17 protein-coding genes and 1 pseudogene are annotated in these 17,800 nt (G+C 72.3%); 8 read left to right on the forward strand and 10 right to left on the reverse strand.

Going from position 1 to position 17,800, the window contains the following annotated elements; translation table 11 throughout:
* Window positions 1–109 precede the first annotated feature (109 nt).
* Together AB0I54_RS12475 and AB0I54_RS12480 are read left to right on the forward strand one after the other, a co-directional pair.
* Window positions 110–1,369 (forward strand): hypothetical protein, encoded by a 1,260-nt coding sequence (locus tag AB0I54_RS12475; protein ID WP_363295910.1) that lies wholly within the window; start codon window positions 110–112, stop codon window positions 1,367–1,369.
* Window positions 1,370–1,424: 55 nt separating this feature from the next.
* Window positions 1,425–2,225 (forward strand): thioesterase family protein, encoded by an 801-nt coding sequence (locus tag AB0I54_RS12480; RefSeq protein WP_363295911.1) that lies wholly within the window; start codon window positions 1,425–1,427, stop codon window positions 2,223–2,225.
* Between the two features lie 20 nt (window positions 2,226–2,245).
* On the opposite strand, the pseudogene AB0I54_RS12485 reads toward AB0I54_RS12480, so the two are convergent.
* Window positions 2,246–2,551, reverse strand: a pseudogene (locus AB0I54_RS12485) (NAD(P)H dehydrogenase); the annotation flags it as partial.
* Here AB0I54_RS12485 and AB0I54_RS12490 point away from each other — a divergent pair.
* The 4 genes from AB0I54_RS12490 to AB0I54_RS12505 all read left to right on the forward strand — a co-directional run bounded on the left by AB0I54_RS12490 (window position 2,480) and on the right by AB0I54_RS12505 (window position 5,290).
* Window positions 2,480–2,932 carry a DUF4956 domain-containing protein gene (locus AB0I54_RS12490; protein WP_363295912.1) on the forward strand — a complete coding sequence of 151 codons (453 nt, stop codon included), beginning with the start codon at window positions 2,480–2,482 and terminating at the stop codon, window positions 2,930–2,932. The pseudogene AB0I54_RS12485 and the gene AB0I54_RS12490 overlap by 72 nt on opposite strands.
* Window positions 2,929–3,735, forward strand: a complete 807-nt coding sequence (locus AB0I54_RS12495) for a polyphosphate polymerase domain-containing protein (RefSeq protein WP_363295913.1) — start codon at window positions 2,929–2,931, stop codon at window positions 3,733–3,735. The genes AB0I54_RS12490 and AB0I54_RS12495 overlap by 4 nt, the downstream gene beginning before the upstream one ends.
* Window positions 3,732–4,592, forward strand: coding sequence for a phosphatase PAP2 family protein (locus AB0I54_RS12500; protein WP_363295914.1), 861 nt, complete (start codon window positions 3,732–3,734; stop codon window positions 4,590–4,592). The genes AB0I54_RS12495 and AB0I54_RS12500 overlap by 4 nt, the downstream gene beginning before the upstream one ends.
* Window positions 4,593–4,681: 89 nt before the next feature.
* The gene (locus AB0I54_RS12505) at window positions 4,682–5,290 is read left to right on the forward strand and encodes a 2'-5' RNA ligase family protein (protein ID WP_363295915.1); all 609 of its coding nucleotides are present in this window, start codon (window positions 4,682–4,684) and stop codon (window positions 5,288–5,290) included.
* Between the two features lie 39 nt (window positions 5,291–5,329).
* Here the strand turns inward: AB0I54_RS12505 and AB0I54_RS12510 are convergent, their stop codons facing one another.
* The gene (locus AB0I54_RS12510) at window positions 5,330–5,773 is read right to left on the reverse strand and encodes a MarR family winged helix-turn-helix transcriptional regulator (RefSeq protein WP_363295916.1); all 444 of its coding nucleotides are present in this window, start codon (window positions 5,771–5,773) and stop codon (window positions 5,330–5,332) included.
* A 108-nt stretch (window positions 5,774–5,881) separates the two neighbouring features.
* Here AB0I54_RS12510 and AB0I54_RS12515 point away from each other — a divergent pair, with 108 nt between their 5' ends.
* Window positions 5,882–6,274 (forward strand): nuclear transport factor 2 family protein, encoded by a 393-nt coding sequence (locus tag AB0I54_RS12515; protein WP_363295917.1) that lies wholly within the window; start codon window positions 5,882–5,884, stop codon window positions 6,272–6,274.
* 40 nt (window positions 6,275–6,314) lie between these two features.
* Here AB0I54_RS12515 and AB0I54_RS12520 read toward each other — a convergent pair whose 3' ends face one another.
* From AB0I54_RS12520 to AB0I54_RS12545, 6 genes are all read right to left on the reverse strand, one after another.
* A complete protein-coding gene (locus AB0I54_RS12520; protein WP_363295918.1) occupies window positions 6,315–9,254 on the reverse strand; it encodes a poly(A) polymerase in 2,940 nt (979 codons plus the stop codon).
* Window positions 9,254–11,026 (reverse strand): RNA ligase family protein, encoded by a 1,773-nt coding sequence (locus AB0I54_RS12525; protein ID WP_363295919.1) that lies wholly within the window; start codon window positions 11,024–11,026, stop codon window positions 9,254–9,256. The genes AB0I54_RS12520 and AB0I54_RS12525 overlap by 1 nt, the downstream gene beginning before the upstream one ends.
* Window positions 11,027–11,212: 186 nt before the next feature.
* A complete protein-coding gene (locus tag AB0I54_RS12530; RefSeq protein WP_363295920.1) occupies window positions 11,213–12,154 on the reverse strand; it encodes a YhjD/YihY/BrkB family envelope integrity protein in 942 nt (313 codons plus the stop codon).
* Between the two features lie 141 nt (window positions 12,155–12,295).
* The gene (locus AB0I54_RS12535) at window positions 12,296–13,549 is read right to left on the reverse strand and encodes an MFS transporter (RefSeq protein WP_363295921.1); all 1,254 of its coding nucleotides are present in this window, start codon (window positions 13,547–13,549) and stop codon (window positions 12,296–12,298) included.
* Window positions 13,546–14,670 (reverse strand): PLP-dependent cysteine synthase family protein, encoded by a 1,125-nt coding sequence (locus tag AB0I54_RS12540; protein WP_363295922.1) that lies wholly within the window; start codon window positions 14,668–14,670, stop codon window positions 13,546–13,548. The genes AB0I54_RS12535 and AB0I54_RS12540 overlap by 4 nt, the downstream gene beginning before the upstream one ends.
* Before the next feature lie 125 nt (window positions 14,671–14,795).
* Window positions 14,796–15,224: a hypothetical protein gene (locus AB0I54_RS12545; protein ID WP_363295923.1), complete on the reverse strand. Its 429-nt coding sequence runs from the start codon at window positions 15,222–15,224 to the stop codon at window positions 14,796–14,798.
* Window positions 15,225–15,362: 138 nt separating this feature from the next.
* Between AB0I54_RS12545 and AB0I54_RS12550 the strand changes: the two genes are divergently transcribed.
* Window positions 15,363–15,983: a DedA family protein gene (locus AB0I54_RS12550; RefSeq protein WP_363295924.1), complete on the forward strand. Its 621-nt coding sequence runs from the start codon at window positions 15,363–15,365 to the stop codon at window positions 15,981–15,983.
* An 18-nt stretch (window positions 15,984–16,001) separates the two neighbouring features.
* Here AB0I54_RS12550 and AB0I54_RS12555 read toward each other — a convergent pair whose 3' ends face one another.
* Both AB0I54_RS12555 and AB0I54_RS12560 read right to left on the reverse strand, forming a co-directional pair.
* Window positions 16,002–17,162: an MFS transporter gene (locus AB0I54_RS12555; RefSeq protein ID WP_363296080.1), complete on the reverse strand. Its 1,161-nt coding sequence runs from the start codon at window positions 17,160–17,162 to the stop codon at window positions 16,002–16,004.
* 26 nt (window positions 17,163–17,188) lie between these two features.
* Window positions 17,189–17,746, reverse strand: a complete 558-nt coding sequence (locus AB0I54_RS12560) for a Chromate resistance protein ChrB (protein WP_363296081.1) — start codon at window positions 17,744–17,746, stop codon at window positions 17,189–17,191.
* Between the last annotated feature and the right edge of the window lie 54 nt (window positions 17,747–17,800).

The raw sequence follows: 17,800 nt of genomic DNA on the forward strand, positions 1-17,800 counted from the left end.
ACCGGCCCTCTGCCCGCCCGATCCTGATCCGCCCCACCCATGGCAGCCCCCTCCCCGGCGGATCCGTATCCGCATGCTGCGAATTCTATGGCTCTGACATCATGCGGCCGTGATCACCGCGGACAACCTGCTGGCCGGCCTGGACGAAGTGGACTGGGCGAACCTCAACCACGCCTACGGGACGGCCGACGATGTCCCCGGCCAACTGCGCGCCCTGTGCGGAGACGACGAGTCGGCACAGCAGAAGGCCCTCGCCAGTCTGTTCGATCATCTCGTGCACCAGGGCACCCGCTGCCAGGCGTCTCCGCACGCGGTGCCGTTCCTTGCCCGGATCGCTCTGGCCGGCCCGAGGCCGGCGCGTGAGCACGTGGTGCAGCTCCTGACCGGCCTCGCGGTCAACTGGGACGAGGAGCGCGAGATCATCGACGGGGCCGACATCTCCGCTTGGCGCGCGGAGGCCGCCGAGAACTCCTCCGACAACCTCCTCCCTCTGTACGAGGAGGCTCTGGCCACCGAGCAGGACGAGCGGCGACGCCGGAACCTGCAAGACATCCGGGACTGGGTGGCGGCCGGCAATCCGATCGACGCCCGTGACTCTACGATGCGTTCGTACGACGCCGTCCTCGCCGAGCTTCCCGCCCTGCTGACCCTCCTCGACGACGACGACCCCCGGGTCCGGACCCGGACCGCCTATCTGCTGGCCTGGTTTCCCGAACGGGCGGACACCACTCTGCCGCTCCTGCTCGACCTTGCCGCACACGAGCGCGATGCGGTCGCCAAGGCCACCTCGCTCGTAGCTGTCGGCATCCTCGGCACGACCGCTGTCGCGGAGACCCTCGCCGCCGATCTCGACGCCGAGGACAGCCTCGTACGCTGGGCGGCGGCCGTTGCTGTCGCCCAGACCGCCCGAAGCGCCGACGCGGAACTCGACGGCCCGCTCCTCGACCGGGCCGTGGCCGAACTCGCGGCCGCGGCGGCGGCCCCCACGCCCGTACCCGCGACCGACTACAACCTGGGCGACTTCCACGGGCACACCGCCGACATTCTGCTGGCCCTCCCGCCTTCCCCCACCTCGCGCGCCGCGGTCGCCGCCTGTCTGCCGTCCGTCAGCCCGTGGCAGAGGGCGTTCAAGGCGAAGGCGGTCCTGCCGGACCTGTTCCCAGGCCCCCTGCCCGATCCCCGCCCTGTGTACGCGAGCCTCACCCGTCCCCAGCAGCAGCTTTTGTATGCCCTCGCCGACCTCGGCGAAGGATGGTGGAACTCGGCGGGTGACATCGGCGAGAACCTGACCACATATGGGCTTCCGGCCACTCATGCAGGGCTGCGCGCGTACATCGGGCTCCCTGCGGCAGACTGCGGAGCGGAGTGAGCAAGCGCTTAGTAAGATGGTCTGCGGGTAGTCCATCTGGCAGGGAGGGACAGTCATGTCGATGTCGCAAGTCGAGGCCTTCTACGAGCGGGAGGCCGACGACCGGTTCCTTCCCAGCGCCTGTACCCGGGGCCCCTGGGACGCCGACTCCCAGCACGCAGGGCCGCCGGCCGCCCTGCTCGCCCTGGCCGTCGAGGAACGGCCGGGCGGACGCCCGGACATGCGGGTCGCCCGGCTCACCTATGACATCATGCGCCCGGTTCCGATACGGCCGCTGACCGTGACCACGCGCCTGCTGCGTGCCGGGCGCAGTGTCGAGCTCGTGGAGGTGGCTCTGACACCCGACGGCGGCCAGGAAGTGATGCGGGCGACGGCGTTGCTGATGAAGACGGCGCCGGACTCGGTGCCGCAGGTGTCGCCGGGCCGGCAGGTGCCCGGGCCCGGGACCGTATCCGAAAAGGCGTTCTTCCCGGTCCCCTGGGACCAGGGCTACCACACGGCCATGGAGATACGTTTCGCGGGCGGCTCGTTCCTGGAGCCCGGACCGGCCACGGCGTGGATGCGGATGCGGGTTCCCCTGGTCGCCGGAGAGGAGATCACACCGCTCAGCAGGGTGCTGACGGCCGCCGACTCGGGCAACGGTGTCAGTGCCGCACTCGACTTCCACCGCTATGTGTTCATCAACGCCGACCTCAGCGTCAATCTGCACCGCCAGCCCGAGGGCGAATGGGTCTGCCTGGACGCCCGGACGATGGTGGACGGCGCGGGCATCGGCCTCGCCGAGTCCGCCCTGCACGACGAGAAGGGCCCGCTCGGCCGCAGTACGCAGAGCCTGTACGTGGCCGAGCGCACCTGAGCCGAGCAGGGCCTCCTCGATCAGGCGGCGCGGCCGGCCTTGAGCGCGGCCGCGGTGTCGACGACACGGCGAGCCTGGTGGCGTGCCGCCTGCAGGGTCACTTCACCGGGCGGGCCGTCGCCAGCCACATGGGAAGTGCCGTAGGGGTTGCCCGACTTGAACTGGATGGGGTCGGTGTAGCCAGGAGGCACGATGATGCCGCCCCAGTGGCAGAACGTGTTCGCCAGCGCCAGGAGGGTCGATTCCTGCCCGCCGTGGGCGGTGTTGGACGCGGTGAAGGCCGAGTACACCTTGTCCGCGAGCTTGCCTTGGAACCACAGCGGGCCGCGTTCACCCTACGCGACGTCGCCTACACCTTCGTCACCCTGGTCATCGCCCTGTGCGCCGGGCTGCCGCAGCGCCAGATCTGGCTCGTCGCCGTGCTGGGCGTGGCGGTTCTGGTGGCCGTGCTGCTGGTCGACGACCCCGGCAGGTACGAGCCGCCGACCCGGACCGTGAAGCTGACCCTCGACCGGATCTACCCCGAGCCCGCGCTCATCGCCCAGGACGTGGCGTTCCGCTTCGGGCAGGCTCCGGTGTCCGTGGAGGTGGACGAGGTGGACTACGTACGCGAGACCACGCGCGTCTCCGCCCGCTACCCCGCCGGGCCCGACGAGCCCGCAACCGCCGTGGACGCCGAACCGCACGAGCCGGTGGTGGTTCCATGACCGCCGCGTCCGCCTTCGAGGCCCGACTGGGCCTGCCCGCCCTGCGCGGTGCCACGCTCGCCGAGGTCGACGCGGTCGCCGCCCTCCAGCACCGCACCGACCGCAAGTACCTGCTCCCGCTCGACCGCGCCCGCGCCTTCGTGGACCGGCTGGCGGACAGCCACCACGTCCTCGACCTCGACGGACGGCGTACGACCAGCTACCTCAGCACCTACTTCGACACCCCGCAGCTGGGCGCCTGGCACGCTCACATCCAGCGCCGGCGGCGACGCTGGAAGGTCCGCACCCGCCTGTACGCGGAGGACGGGCTGTGCCGGGTGGAGGTCAAGACCAAGGACGGACGCGGCGCCACGGTCAAGCACGCCCTGAAGACCGAGCCGCACACGTACGGCCGACTCGGCACCGAAGCCGCCGAGTTCATCGACGACGTGCTGCACCAGGCCGCCGTTCCGGTCACCACGGCCGACCTGGGACCCGCGGCCGAGATCCGCTACGTCCGCGCCGCCCTCGCCGACCTCCACCACGGCAGCCGCGTCACCCTCGACGGCACCCTCACCTGCCACCACGGACACCGCACGGCCCTCCTCGACCCGCAGACGGTCCTCGTCGAGACCAAGGGCGGCATCCGCCCCGCCCCCGCCGACCGGCTGCTCCTGCGCCTGGGCGCCCGCCCGGTCTCCCTCAGCAAGTACATCGTCGGCCAGTCCCTGCTCACCCCCGGCCTGCCCGACAACGACGTCCGCCGCGTCCTTCGCACCCACTTCCAGACGGTCCCGCACCTCGAAAGGACCCGTGCCGCATGAACGCCCCGCGCCGCATCCCATGGCCGTACGCCGTCATCGCCCTCCTCGCCGTCGCAGCCGCCGCCTTCGGCGTGCTCCGGCCCCAGACCAGCCCGGCCGCCGCGTCCACCACCGCGAAGAAGAAGCCCGGAGCCACCGAACGCATCAAGCAGAACCCGCCCCCGAAGCTCTTCACCGACGCCGCCATCGCCCCGATCGGCAAGCAGGCCGCCGCCCAGCGCAAGAAGGCCGACGCCGTCTTCGCCCAGTGGAAGGCCGAGCACGGCACCGCCCGCGACGACAAGGCGTTCGCCGCCTGGGCCGCCCAGCAGGTCCCCGCCCCGCCCACCGCCGCCGAGCGCGCCACCGAACTGCGCGAGGTCCAGCAGCTCGGCAAGACCCGCACCGCCGCCGGCAAGAAGGCCGCCACCTGGCTGGAGCTCTACGGCAAGAAGGACATCTGGAAGCTCTACCTCCACGACCAGCGCGAGCTCATCCCCGCCCAGCAGGGCACCGCGGAGAAGGCCGAGCTGAAGTCGGCACTGAAGCTGGCCAAGACGATCAGCGACCAGCTCGCCGCCAAGGACAAGCAGCCCGCGCCCTTCGTCCTCGACCCCAGCCTGCGCCCCGACAAGCACATCAAGCCCGGCGCCAAGGGCCCGTACTCCTACCCCTCCCGGCACGCCGCCCGCGCCGCCACCGCGGTCACGATCCTCAGCGCCCTCTCCGCCCACCGCGCCGAGGACTACCGGTGGATGCAGGACGAGGTCATCTACTCCCGCCTCTACATGGCCGGTCACGTCCAGAGCGACCTCACTGCCGGCACCTTCCTCGGTGACCTGATCGGCGACTACGAAGTCGCGGTCAACGGAAACTGACTCCGCGTCCGGCAGACGGAATCGGCACGGCCAGGATGGTTTCGGCACGCCCATGATGGTTTCCGGGCCGACTTTGGGAACATGGCCGGGTGGACGGGAATCCGGTGTTCGGCGGGGCCGGGGCCGGGCCCGAGGACGTGCTCACCGTGGCACCGACGCCCCGGACCGCGGTGGCATGGCTGCCGCCGCGGGAGCTCTGGCCGGTGATCCAGGACATCCGCTGGGAACACGATCCACAGGTACGGCGGTGGCCGCCGCATGTGAATCTGCTGTTCGGCTTCGTGCCGGAGGAGGAGTTCGCGCGAGCCGTCCCGCTGCTGGCCGCCGGGGCGGCGCAGAGCGCGGCGTTCACGGCGCGCCTGGCCGGGGTGCGGTACTTCCGGCACCGGGCGTACGCGACGGTATGGCTCGACCCGGCCGCGGCGAGCCCGGCGCCGTGGGCCCGGCTCCAGCGTGAGCTGCAGCAGCGGTTCCCGCTCTGCCAGGGGCGCCGCGGCCGCTTCACCCCGCATCTGTCCCTCGGCCGCACCCAGGACCCCAAGCGACTGGCCGCCGAGTGCGCCGTGCGGCTCGGCACGCTGTCGGCGGAGGTCGAGGAGGTGGTCCTGCTCTCCCGACGCGGCGAGGGGCCCATGCGGCCCCGGGCCGTGATCACACTCGGCACGGGCGAGGTCCACCGACCACAGGAAGGCGGTTGAGCGATCGACGCCGATCGCTCGACCGCCGCTTGCACGTGCCTATGTGAACGGGCCCTCGACCGTGAACCGGCGCAGATGGCGGGCGAACGTCTCGGCCTCACCCGGCGGCCATGACGACAGGCCGGCCATGATGTGGGCGGCCAGTCGCTCACGCAGCTCCGCCACCGTCGACCGGCCCCGCTCGGTGAGAACGAGCAGGTGCGCACGCCGGTCATGGGGGTCGGCCTCACGGCGGACGAGTCCGGCGGCCTCCAGTCGGGAAGCGCGCCGGGTGACACCGGAGCGGTCGACTCCGGCGTCGGGAGCCAGGTCGGCCGCGCTGCGGGGTCCGGTGCGGGCCAGTGCGCTGAGCACCGGGTACGTCAGTTCGTCCACCGCCTCGCCCATGCCCTCGGTGAGTTTGCTGTGCAGCTGTGTGCGTGTGGTGCGCCTGAGCAGGATGCCCAGCGCGTCCGCGATCTCGTGTCCTACCTCGTTTTCCACACCACAAGAATAGCGTGCGCCGCGCACGCATTGGGTGCTACGGTCGAGGAGATGCGTGCGTGACGCACGCTTCATGGTCTCCATGCTCCTGCCCTGAAAGGAACTCCCATGACTCGCACGGGAATCAAGGCCGCCCTCACCGACCTGCTCTTCAGCCGGGACATCACCGTGCGGGAGGCGGCGGACCGACACTTCACCCCGCAGTACCGCCAGCGCACGGACGGGCAGTGGGCCGACCGTGCCGAGTTCCTCCAGCACATCACCCACCTGCGGGACGTGGTCGCCGGCGGCCACGTCCAGGTCCACGAGGAGCTGTACGACGGCAGCAAGTACGCCGACCGGCACACCGCCCACATCACGAAGAAGGACGGCTCGGCCGTGAGCATGGAGGTCTACGTGTTCGCCGAGCTCGCGCCGGACGGCCGATTCAGCCGCATCGAAGAGACGACGCTGATGCTCCAGGGCGACGAGGCCGACCGCAACCTCGGCAGCGCCCGCTAGAAGCGTCGCGATCGCATGCGCCCATGCCGATCGCACCCGTTCATAGGAGCCCGCCGCCGGGGCCGGGTTTCTGAGTCGGCGTCGGCACCGCGCCGCATTCCGCCCAGGTGATCTCGACCCCTGGCAGAACCCGGCTCCACCTGTCGGTGGTTTCGGCCAGGCCTGCCGCATCGGGCGGGTCGAGACCGAGTCCGATCGCGTACCGGGCCGAGCGCGGGCCGGTGTCGAAGGGGTGGGGCCAGGCGTGCGCATCGGTCGTCCCCGCCTCTTCGAGGGCGCTGACCAGACCCCGGACCCGGCCACGGAAGCGGCCGAGGGATTCCTCGAACTCCTCGCCACGGTACGGGCGTACGGTGAGGATCGCCCATGCCGCGTGCCGACGGTGCAGCGGTGGGGGTGACAGCAGTTCGGGCCAGGGGGTGCTGCCCGACCTGGCCGCCTTCTCCAGGGTCTCCCAGGCCTGGTAGAGCTCCTGGGTCAGCAGGTCCCGGAGGCCGGCGGTGACCTGTTCGGTGCACGAACGGACCGGTGCGGTGGGTGTCATGACCGTCACCGCGGCGTGCGGTGCCGGGGCGGGGGCCGCCGCGGGTGACAGGGTGATCGGCTCTCGCCAGTCCCAGGCCGCCCAGGTGGCGAAGAAGTGCCGGAGCAGGTCGGCGGCGGGAAGGGGCCCGGCCTCGCATGCCGTACGCGCCGCCAGGACCGTCCAGGCCAGACCGGGCAGTCCGCCGAACGGCGCCGAGTCCAGGCCGCGCGCCTTCGCCCACGCCTTCACCTGCCGGGCCAGCCGGGCGAACGACGGGTGGGCGTCGCCGATCACGGCACGGACGGCGTCGGCGTCGCTGACCGCGCTCAGGGCGACAGCGCTCGCCTCGCCCAACTCGGTCCGGCGATCCACCGCCTCACCACAGGACACCGGCCCGGCGGAGACCACCACCACATCGACGTCCAGCCCTCCGACGGTGAGCCTCAGACCCGGCACCCGGGCGCCGCTGACCCGGCGTACGCGGGTGACGTTCGGCAGTGCCACCGTCACGTGCTCGGTCACCTCTGCCATGTCGACGGGGTCGGGCAGAACCGCCACAAGATCGAGGTCGGCTCCCGCCAAGTGGCAGCCCATGCGCCGGGATCCGACGACGTGCACGGTTCCTTCGGCCAGTGCCTCGGTGATGCGCCGCGCCGTCCGCCCGGCATCGGCATCGCGCCACACGTCCTCCGTGGCCGGATCCTCAGCAAGCGCACCTGCGCTGCCGGGCACCGCACCGGTGTCGGGCAGCCAGCGGACCTCTCCCGTGCCCAGGGCGATGATGGCCCGCTCCCGCATCGGCTCGTCGCCGCGGCGTGACAGCAGTACCAGCTCCCCGACCTCGGCCGTCATGCTGTCGAGCCGGGCTGCGCAGAGGGCGGCCAGGCGCTGCGGGTCCTGGGTGCGGCCCAGCGTCAGGTGCGGGGTGAAACCCTCCGCGCGGTCCCGGCAGCGGGGGAAGCGCCGCTGAAGGGCGTGGGCAAGCGCCGCCCAGGGGGCATCGCCGTCCGCCGCGGGGTCGAGCCAGACGGTGGCGTCCTCCCGGTGCCCGAAGGTGTGCACGCCGTCCAGCCGGGTGGTGAAGGCCGGTGTCTCCTCGGCCGCGGCGGCCAGCAGGGGTGCGGCCCGCTCGAAGTGCGACTCCGGTACGAAGCCGAAGAGAAGGTTGACATGGGGCGGCCAGCGATGGACCTGCGGGTCGTGCTGCCGGCGCAGTTCCTGGATCTGCGGCCACAGTTGCCGGGGCGGGAGCCACGCCAGAGCCGTACGGGCGGTCGGCGGCACGTCGAGGACGTCGCTGTCACCGGACAGCACACCGGCGGGGCAATCGGGGGAACCGCCCAACCGCAGGACGACCTCCACGCCGTAGTGGTCCGACAGGTAGAGGCCTTCCCGGGTGGGAGAGTCTCCCCGCAGGGTCGCCCCGGCCACGGACAGCGCGTCGCCGCGCAGCAGTACCCGGTCCAGGCGGGAGACGCGGCCGGACAACGAGGAGACGGCGGCCAGCGGATTGGCGACGGGATCGAAGGTGGGGGTGGTGTCGTCGGGCCCGTGCGCATCGGTCCAGGCATCACGCATCCCGAGTACGGCGGCCGGTCCGTCGTGCCCGTTGCCGCCGTCGTTGAAGTCGCCCAGCACGACCAGGTCGCAGTCCACACCCGCCATTCCCTCGGCCAGCTGGGCCAGTTCGGCCTCCCGCCGGGCCGGGCCGTTCTCGGAGTGGTCGCTGCTGAGGTGGGTGGCGGCCACCACCAGCGGACCGGACGCGGTGTCCACGGTGAGCGCGGTGACTGCCTTGTGCGGGCCGAGGACGTGCCGCCCCGCTTCGCGCACCGGCAGGCGGCTCAGCAGCAACAGCCCGTTGTCGTCGACGTCCTTGCCCTCCGGATCGGTGTCCAGGGTGTAGCGGGCACGGACCCAGTCGGCGTTCAGGAGCATGTCGAGCAGGTACGGCTCGACCTCCTGCAGAGCGATGACGTCCGCGTCGGCGTTCTCCAGAGCGTCGACCAGCAGAGGACGGCGGCGTGCCGTGTCGATCAGGTCACTGTCGTAGCGGTCCCACAAGGTGTTCCAGGTCAGTACGCGTATCGTGCCCGCCCCGCTCGGCGAAGCCGCCCCGGAGGCGTCGGCCACGGGGCACCACCCGGCCTCCTCCTGCCAGGCGTACGGCGTGCCGGCGGTGAAGAACGGAGCCCTCAGCAGGCGCGGACGCCGTACCCGGCCCGCGTCGCAGTCGTCGAGGCGGTCCGTGCCCGTGGCCCGGTCCCACACCAGCTCGCCGTCCGCCTCCACGAACAGCACCCGGTGCCAGGGGATGTCACCGCCGGGCGTGAAGGAGGGCAGCGGGACGCGCTTGACGTCGGCCCCGCGCTGATGGATGCCCAGCACGAACCGGGCCGGGTCGAACCGGGCATCCCAGCGGACCTTGTGGTAGATCTCCTCGCTGGTGCGCATCACGCCTCCTCTCCCTCCAGAGTGCTCTCCAGGGCACCCGCGATGTCGTCGACCGATCCGCCCGCCCCGATGTACCAGGTGCGGTGCGCCTGACCCGGATAGGGCGGGTCGAACCGGCGCAGCTGAGCACTGAGCACCTCCGCCGGCACCGGGTGCGTCCGGTCGGCGTTGCGCCGCGCCGCCTCTTCCTCGTCGACGAGGACGACCGCGTGGGTCACCAGCGCGTCACGGCGCCGTGCCACCGCAAGTACCAGGGAACGCTGCTGGCGGCTGAGGGAGGTGGCGTCCCACACGACGGTGCCGCCCCCGGCCAACGCGGCATCCAGCCTGCCCAGGCCCTCGCGCAGGATCTCCGCGTTGGCGCTCTGGTCCGCCCGGGAGCCGCGTGCCTGACGCAGGTCGTCCAGGCAGACGAGCGCATCGACACCGGACAGGCCCGCGCCGAACGTGCTCTTGCCGCTGCCGGACGGCCCGACGAGGTGGATCAGCCGGGGAAACGCCCCCGACCGCCACCGCCAGGTCGCCGCCAGCGCCTCCTCGACGCTGACGATCCGCCCCTGGGCACACATCTCCCGTGCCTGGGCCCAGCAGCGGTCGGCGGCGTCGGCGTCGAGGTCCGTCAGCGCGTCGCGCAGGCCGCTGCGCAGCGGTTCGAGCGGTGCCCGGCCGAGCAGCCCGGCCTCCTCGGCGTGCAGCGCGGACCACTCCACCTGCTCGCGTGCCTCGGCGGCCGCCACGTCCCCGCGTCCGGCCAGTACGGCGCCCGCCACCGAGTGCAGCACCCCCAGATCGACCGCCGTGGTCATGCGTATCAGCCCGCCGCGGCGCTCCTCGTCGGGGAACGGGCGGTGCAGCCCGGTGTGCAGCCCGACCAGGTCGCCGACGCGACGGGCCAGCGGCATGCCCAGCGGGACCGCGAGCCGTGCCATCAGCCGGGCCCGCGGGCGGCGGTGCAGCAGCGCGGCCAGGACACCGGCCAGTCGCGCGTCACCCAGCCGCCCCAGCAGATCCAGTCGCGCGGCTGCCTCGGCCACGGCCGCCTCGACGGCCACGGGTTCGGCGGCGAACGAGGAGCCGTACTCCGGCACTCCCACCGCGGCCAGCAACGACGGCACATCGGGCGCGGCGCCGGAACGCACGGCCCACAGGGCCGCGCCCGGACCAAGTCCGTTCTCCACGACGGGCGCGTGCATCCAGTGCGTACCGGTCTGTACGTGCCCCGGGCGCACCCACTTGGCGACCCGCTGCCCGAACTCCGCGCGCTGGAAACCGTCCACGGCCCGTACGACGTACCCCTCCTGCCGCGCGGCATCCAGCCGCAGCGCACGCACGGCCCGCTCGTCGAACGTGCCACGCCACAGCACGCGCGGGACAGGTATCCCGAGCCGCCGCAGGAACCGCACGGTGCCGTCCCAGTCCAGGCACCGTTCCCCGTCCCAGACCGAGAAGCCGTAGAACCAGCTCTCCAGGCGGTCGTAGGCGATCGAGTGGCGGGCGTAGAGGTTCTCTCCGCATATGCGCCGGCCCGCCGGAATCCCCGGTCCGATCCGTCCCTGAAGGGCCTTGACCCAGGCCCTGGACGGATGGTGCCCCGAATCCAGTGACCGCGCATGCAGCCCGTCCGGGTAGAGGGTGGTGTTCTCCCCGTCGAGCTTCTCGGTCACCACGACCTCCCGGCCCTTGAGCCCCGTCAGGTCACCGGCCCGCACATCGTCGGCCGTCGCACCCGGGGACCATGGCAGATGCGGTGTGCGCGGATAGTGCGTCCGCATGATCCGAGAGCCTCCCCGTGGCGATGTCGTGCCTGGCCACTGTAGGGATCGGGCAGAGGCGCAGCCACGCAATATCCGCCCGGGCGGGGGCAGTCGCGGCGCCCGTGGCTGCGATGGCGGGCCAACTGCTCGCAATCCGGGGTCGGATGAGGCGCACGGCCGCCCAAGGTGTCGCGGCCGGAGTCGTCACGGCTGTGCGGTCCGGTCCCGGGCCGGAGGCGGGCTTTCGAGGCGACGGGCCAGGGCCGGCTCCTGGGCCGCGACGGCACCCGCGCTGATGCTGATGGCGACGGCGACACAGACCACGATCAGCCACGACAGCATGATGAACACCGAGCCGAGGGGGCCGTATTCGGCGAGGGCGTGGTTGAGCGCCCGCGGCAGATACAAGCGGGCGGTCCCCGTCAGCGCGGTGAGGGCGACCGCCGTGATCACCGCTCCGGGCAGCAGCGGTTTCCAGCCGATCAGACCGCCGAGCAGCAGGTGCTGGGTCCACCACCACAGACCCGTCAGACCCACCAGGCTCATCGGGATCCCCAGCCAGGCCCCTACGCCGAACCCCTCGCGCAGGGGGCCCTGCACCAGCAGCGCCCCCAGCCACAGTGCGAGCCAGGCCAGCCAGCGCCAGGCGGCGATTCTGGTCCCGGCCCGGGGAATCTCCCAGGCACGCTTGCACAGCCGCTGCATCGCCCTGCTCACCGCGGTGGCCGAGAGCAGCACCATCAGGCCACCCACCACGCCGGTCGCCTGCCGCAGATTGCCCGTCGTGGGACTGAGCGCGTGCACGAGCTGGGCGTCTGCGGCACCAGTGAGCCCGAAGACAGTACGCACAGACGTGATGAGCTCGTGTCTCACCGGAGGCGGAGCGTACGCCCCGATCACGAAGAGCAGCGGAACCGCGGTCAGGAAGCACTCCGCCGCCAGGCGTGTCGCGGAATCGAAGATGTTGACCGACACCATGCGGTCCACGAGGTGGGTGAGCACCGGAAACCGGGTCGCCGCCCGCGTGTGCGCGGACCGGGCGGAGGCGACGAGCCGACGTGTCCACCTCTGCCGGCGGGACGTGTCGGCGGGCTCGCGCTGCGAACGGAGCATGCCCGTTGGCGGCACCTTTCCGGTACGGGGCATGAGGTTGCTCCTTCCTCCCACCAGGTTGGGGGACGGGGCGCTGCGCGGCACGTCAGGTACGCCCCACCGACGGAGGACCTGTCGGAGGACCCGACGGAGGCCCGCGCAGACCACGACATGCCGCGGACCGTCCGGGTCACCTCACCCGGTCACCGGTACCGGCACAGGCGCGAGACATCCGGTGCGGTGCAGTTGCGCCACCAGCCCGGCGCACACGAGCCCGGTGCCCGCCAGCACCGCCCACGGCAGCCACCGCACGCCCGTGTCGAACAGCGCCCCGACCGCGAGGTTCCCGAGGGAGATCGCGATGCCGCAGACGGTGTTGTAGGCGCCGTAATAGGTCGCGATGAGCCGGTCGCTGGAGAGACGGACCACGGTGTCCATCTCGAACGGGTACAGCAGGGCCCCGCCCCAGGCCAGCAGCGCGGCGCAGAGCACGAGCGCGAGGACGCCGGCCGCCAGGCCCACCGCCCCGTCGTACGGACCCGGCAGAACCAGCAGGAAGGCGGCGCTCATCACCACCAGCCCGTACGCAATGGCCCGTGGTCCGGGCAGAGTTCGTTTCGCCCACGCCGTCAGCTTCATCTGCCCCGACAGGGCGGCGAGCGCGGAGACGGCGAAGACGGCCGCGGTCACCGGTCCCGTTCGTTCGCCGAAGAGTTCCCGGGCCCGCAGGGGGAGGGCCAGATAGACCTGGAAGCCCAGGACGTAAGAGCCCGTCATGGCGGCGGTGAACAGGAGGAACGGCCGGTTGACGGCGACGGCCCGCCAGTCGGCGGCCACGGCGCGCCAAGCCGGCTCCGCGCTCCTGCCGACCGGAGCGCGGGCCGGCAGGGCCCGCGCCTGGAGCACGGCAAGGACGGCGAAGATGAGCGCCGAGACCGTACACACCGCGCTGAAGTCCCAGGTCAGCAGGGCCAGCCCCGCCAGCGGGCCGATCAGGATTCCCGCCTGGTAGAAGACGTTGAAGGCGGCGAAGGCCTCGACGCGGCGCTCCTCGCCCGCGTCGGCGGCCAGATACGCCCGTACGGCCGGGTTGAACAGCGCACCCGCCAGCCCGGTCAGGGCGGAGGCCAGGACCAGCGCGGCCAGGGTGTCCGCCACCGCGAGAGTGGCGAAGGCGACCGTCCGCAGGGTGCAGCCGATGAGAATCATCGGCTTGCAGCCGTAGCGGTCGGCCAGGGTGCCGCCGATGAGGAACATGCCCTGCTGGGAGAGGTTGCGCACGCCGAGGACCAGGCCGACCGTCCAGGCCGCGAGGCCGAGGCCGTGAGCCAGGTGATCGGCCAGGTAGGGCATGAGCATGTAGAAGCCGAGGTTGATGGCGAACTGGTTGACCATCAGCAGCCGTGCCGGCCGGTCGAAGGAGGCCAGCTGGGCCCTCAGCCCCCTCATCGAACGCCCGCCTCGGCAGGCTCCGCGGTCGTACGGCCGAGCGGGTCGCGGACCTTGCCGCACCGGGTCCAGCCGGTCACCTCGCGCTCGTCGGGCTCGGCGATCTCCTCGGGTGCCGGCGGCGGTTCCTGGCCCAGGAGCTGCTGGTGGCGGCACCACGCGTCGTTGTAGACGGTGTCCAGGTAGCGGTGCGGGCCGTCGGGGAAGACCGCCGCGACGCGGGTGCCGGTGGGATACGTCCGCGCGACCCATCCCGCGACGAGCGCGACGGCCCCGACACTCCAGCCCCCCGTCGCGAAGTGGCGGCGGCCCAGCTGGCGGCAGGCCCACACGGCTTCGGCCGGCGCCACCCAGTGGACCTCGGCGAAGGCCGCGTAGTCGACGTTGCCCGGATGGATGCTGGAGCCGAGACCGCGCATCAGCCTCGGCCGGGCGGGCTGCCCGAAGATCGTGGAGCCGACCGCGTCCACGCCGATCACGGTCAGCGCGGGGAAGGACTCGCGCAGCACGGAAGAGACGCCGGCCGAGTGACCTCCGGTGCCCACCGACGCCACGAGGACGTCGATACGGCCGAGTTGCGCGATCAGCTCGGTGGCCAGCGGCCGGTAGGCGGCCACGTTGTCGGGGTTGTGGTACTGGTCGGGGCAGTACGCCCCCGGCGCACGGGCCAGCAACTCGGCGACGCGCCGACGGCGGGCCTGCTGCCAGCCACCGTCCGCATCCGGGACCGCCACCTGGTCGACGTGCGCGCCGAGCGTGGTCAGCAGCCGCAGCACCGACGGCTCCATGCCGGGGTCGGTCACGACGGTGACCGGATGACCGAAGGTCAGCCCGGCCAGCGCGAGCCCCAGGGCGAAGGTACCGCTGGAGGACTCGACGATCGGGGTCCCCGGCGCGAGATCCCCGCGCCGGCGGGCCTCCCGGATCATGTGCAGACCGGGACGGTCCTTGATGCCGCCGGGGTTCGCGCCTTCGAGCTTGGCGTAGAAGCCGCGGTCTGGCGGGGCGAAGGGCTCGTCGATCCACAGGACCGGGGTGCGGCCGACCAACTGTGCGGGGCGACGGGCGACAGCGGGGAGCGAAGCGCGGGCTCCAAGGGTTTCGGACAGCGGGAAGTTCATGCGTGTACGGCTCCTTCGCACCGCGCACGGCAGAGGGGGGCGCAGTGCGGTCGTCATGGGTCATGGGCGCGCGAGCACGCCCCTGCCGCGCAGTCTCGGGCGGGGTCGGGGCGTGCGGGCGGTGCTCAGAGACGCCAGACGCAATGGAGCGCGAGCGTACCGGGGCCGCCTGTGGCGCAGGCAGCGATGTCGACCGGCCGGCCCCAACCGGTGGGCATGACCGCGAAGCCCGCCGATCCGGATGCGGCGGCTGCCGGATCGCTCTGGTCGCACTCGGCGAGGGCTTCGTCCGCCGTGGCCCTGGGACGGTCGGCCGCGTGATCGATGTGGCCCCCGGCGCTGTGCCGGTGCGCGGGGGCCGGTTCGTGACCGTGTCCGGCGCCGGCCGGCGGCTGAGCGGCCGTGGCGGCCTCGACCGTCACAGGCGGCCCCGTGAAGGAGGAGGCATGGACGGCACCGGCGAGGTGGGCGGTGATCAGGAGGACGAGGCCGAGGAAGAGCCCCACCCGGCCCGGCCGCATCGCGGCCCGTCGCACCACCCGCACTCCGATCACATGCACAGAGTATTTGACCGGTTACTGAATGCGTTGCAGGACGGGGCGGCGGCCGGGCACGGGACCGCCGTCACCCTCGACCGGCCCCACTCACCGGCGCGCCGCCCGACCCATGCAGCGGCGACGTACGGTGGGCACATGGCCCTGCCCCTCCCGGGCCCGCTGGCCCACTTGGCCCCGCTCCTCAGCACCTACGGCTACTGGGCGGTCGCCGCTGTGGTTCTGCTGGAGGACTTCGGCGTTCCCGCCCCGGGGGAGACGATGCTGATCGCCGCAGGGATCTACGCCGGGGCCGGGCAGCTGAACATCGTCGCTGTCGCCGTGCTCGCGTTCGCCGCGGCCGTCGCAGGGGACAACATCGGCTACCTGATCGGCCGGTCCGGCGGCAGAGCCTTCGTCCACCGCTGGGGCCGCTATGTGTTCCTGACCCCGGAGCGCTTCCACAAGGCCGAGGAGTTCTTCACCCACCACGGCGGGAAGATCGTCACCATCGCCCGCTTCGTCGAAGGGCTGCGCCAGGCCAACGGCATCATCGCCGGCACCAGCGGCATGGCCTGGCCCCGCTTCCTGGCCTTCAACGCACTCGGTGCCGCGCTGTGGGTCGCTCTGTGGGCGACCTTGGCCTACGTGGCCGGCACCCACATCACCGCCATCTACGACGAGATCTCCCGCTACCAGCTCTACGCGCTCATCGCCCTCGGCCTGCTGGCCGCCGCGCTCCTCGCCCGGCATGTGCTGCGGCGCAGACACCAGGACTGAAGCCGTCCTTGCGCCCGTTCACCTGTCCGTCCCGGGTTTGAGGACGACCGACGCCGGGCGGCGGTGCACGATCGCGACCACCGCGCCCGTCCCGATCACAGCCGCGAGCGCTCCGAAGCCGTAGGTGAGCGTGGTGAGCGAGGCGACGGCGGCGACGAGGAGGGGCCCGCCCGCGTCGCCGAGTTCGCGGCCGAGTTCGGCGGCGCCCATGGTCTGGCCGAGGCGCTCGGTGGGGGTGCTCGCGGCCAGCGCGGCGAAGCCGAGCGGGGTGATCAGTCCCGTGCCGACGCCGATCAGGGCCGCACCGAGGAGGACGCCGGTCAGGCCCGGCAGCATCGCGCAGGCCAGACCGGAGGCGGTGGCCAGCAGTCCCGCGGCCAGGCCGGTACGAGTCGTGAGGCGTCCGTCGTCCAGAGCGCGCCCCGCTCGCGGCTGGACGACAGCGGCACAGCCGGCGAGCACCGACACCGCCGCACCGGTCGCGACGGTGCCCAGCCCGGCGGCACGGCCGGAGACCGGAAGGAAGCCGACCCCGACCGACAGGGCCGCGGTCGCCGCGGCGAGCGCGGCCGTCGGGGCGAGGAAGGCAGGATCCGCCAGACGGCGGGCCAGATCCAGCACCGTCTGCCGGGCCTTGGGCAGCGGAGGTACGACGGGAACGGCGACGGTGGCCCAGACGGCGACTGCCGCGCCGAGCACGGCGAGAACGGCGAACAGCAACCGCAGGCCCCCGGCCCACACCAGGACGCCGCCGAGGAGGGGACCGAGGGTGTAGCCGATGGACTTGTAGAAGCCGTAACTGCCGAACGCGCGGCCGTGTTTGGCGGCCGGGTTGAGGCGGGCGACCAGTGCCGAGGCGGACGGGGAGAACGCGGAGGCCGCGGCGCCCTGCCCGAGCCGGGCGGCCCACAGCCAGCCCGGGCTGTCCGCCATGACATACAGCGCGGACGCGGCGGCGAACGCGACGAGCCCGCCGAGCAGGACGGGGCGGGCCCCGACGCGGTCGGCGAGGGTGCCGAAGAGCGGCTTGAGGAGCACCTCGGCGCCGTCATAGAGGGCGAGCAGTCCGCCGAGGACAAGCAGCGAGGTGACCGCGTCCTCGGAGTTGCTGCCGAGGCTCGCGGCGATGCCGTGGGCGCCGAAGGCGGTGGTGAACCCGGCCGCGTACAGCGGCCACATCTGCCGTGCCGGAGCAGCCTGCGCCGTCATCGTTCCCCCTCCGGAGTCTGGTGCAGTGCTGCGAAGACCCGCTCGGCGTAGTCCTCGCACGCCGCGGCGCACTCCTTGAGCCGCCGGCCGGCCTCGGCCGCCTCCGGAGCGCCGAACACGTCCCGCGCGGTCAGGTCACGGTGCCAGCGGCGCAGCCGCTCCAGCGACTGCTCCTCTTCCTCCAGTTCGGCCAGCGTGAACTTGGCGATACGGATCTCCTTGGCCAGTTCCTGTTCGAACTTGCCGCAGTCGGCCAGGAACTCCGTCCAGTCCGCGGACCGGGCGGCCGTGAACAGCGCCTCGAACCGGGACGCGTCCTCGGCACTGCGCCCGGAGGCGTTCAAGGTCATGGCCTGTCCACCGGCCTGCTCCGTGAGGGTGAGCGCCCGGGCGATGCCGTCGGCGAAGACCGGCACGTCCGGAACGGCCCAGATCCCCTGGCCGAGCGAGAGTGCACCGCACTTGCGCAGCTCCCGCCAGACCCCGACCCGGTGCCGGGTCGGCTCCGCCGGAAGTTTGATCACGAGGACGAGCCAGCGGCTCCCCGGTTCCATGTTCGCCACGAAGACGAATGTAGCAGGCGTTACATCGGCTGATGTACCCGCTCA

It is taken from the genome of Streptomyces sp. NPDC050625 (genome assembly GCF_040654755.1).
Lineage (GTDB): Bacteria > Actinomycetota > Actinomycetes > Streptomycetales > Streptomycetaceae > Streptomyces.

Coding starts and splice junctions, on each gene's coding strand:
- AB0I54_RS12520 (WP_363295918.1), bottom strand. CDS start 9,254: ATGCGCACCAGCGAGGAGATCTACCACAAGGTCCGCTGGGATGCCCGG.
- AB0I54_RS12535 (WP_363295921.1), bottom strand. CDS start 13,549: ATGAGGGGGCTGAGGGCCCAGCTGGCCTCCTTCGACCGGCCGGCACGG.
- AB0I54_RS12515 (WP_363295917.1), top strand. CDS start 5,882: ATGACTCGCACGGGAATCAAGGCCGCCCTCACCGACCTGCTCTTCAGC.
- AB0I54_RS12525 (WP_363295919.1), bottom strand. CDS start 11,026: ATGCGGACGCACTATCCGCGCACACCGCATCTGCCATGGTCCCCGGGT.
- AB0I54_RS12495 (WP_363295913.1), top strand. CDS start 2,929: ATGACCGCCGCGTCCGCCTTCGAGGCCCGACTGGGCCTGCCCGCCCTG.
- AB0I54_RS12560 (WP_363296081.1), bottom strand. CDS start 17,746: ATGGAACCGGGGAGCCGCTGGCTCGTCCTCGTGATCAAACTTCCGGCG.
- AB0I54_RS12530 (WP_363295920.1), bottom strand. CDS start 12,154: ATGCCCCGTACCGGAAAGGTGCCGCCAACGGGCATGCTCCGTTCGCAG.
- AB0I54_RS12480 (WP_363295911.1), top strand. CDS start 1,425: ATGTCGATGTCGCAAGTCGAGGCCTTCTACGAGCGGGAGGCCGACGAC.
- AB0I54_RS12540 (WP_363295922.1), bottom strand. CDS start 14,670: ATGAACTTCCCGCTGTCCGAAACCCTTGGAGCCCGCGCTTCGCTCCCC.
- AB0I54_RS12550 (WP_363295924.1), top strand. CDS start 15,363: ATGGCCCTGCCCCTCCCGGGCCCGCTGGCCCACTTGGCCCCGCTCCTC.
- AB0I54_RS12555 (WP_363296080.1), bottom strand. CDS start 17,162: ATGTGGCCGCTGTACGCGGCCGGGTTCACCACCGCCTTCGGCGCCCAC.
- AB0I54_RS12500 (WP_363295914.1), top strand. CDS start 3,732: ATGAACGCCCCGCGCCGCATCCCATGGCCGTACGCCGTCATCGCCCTC.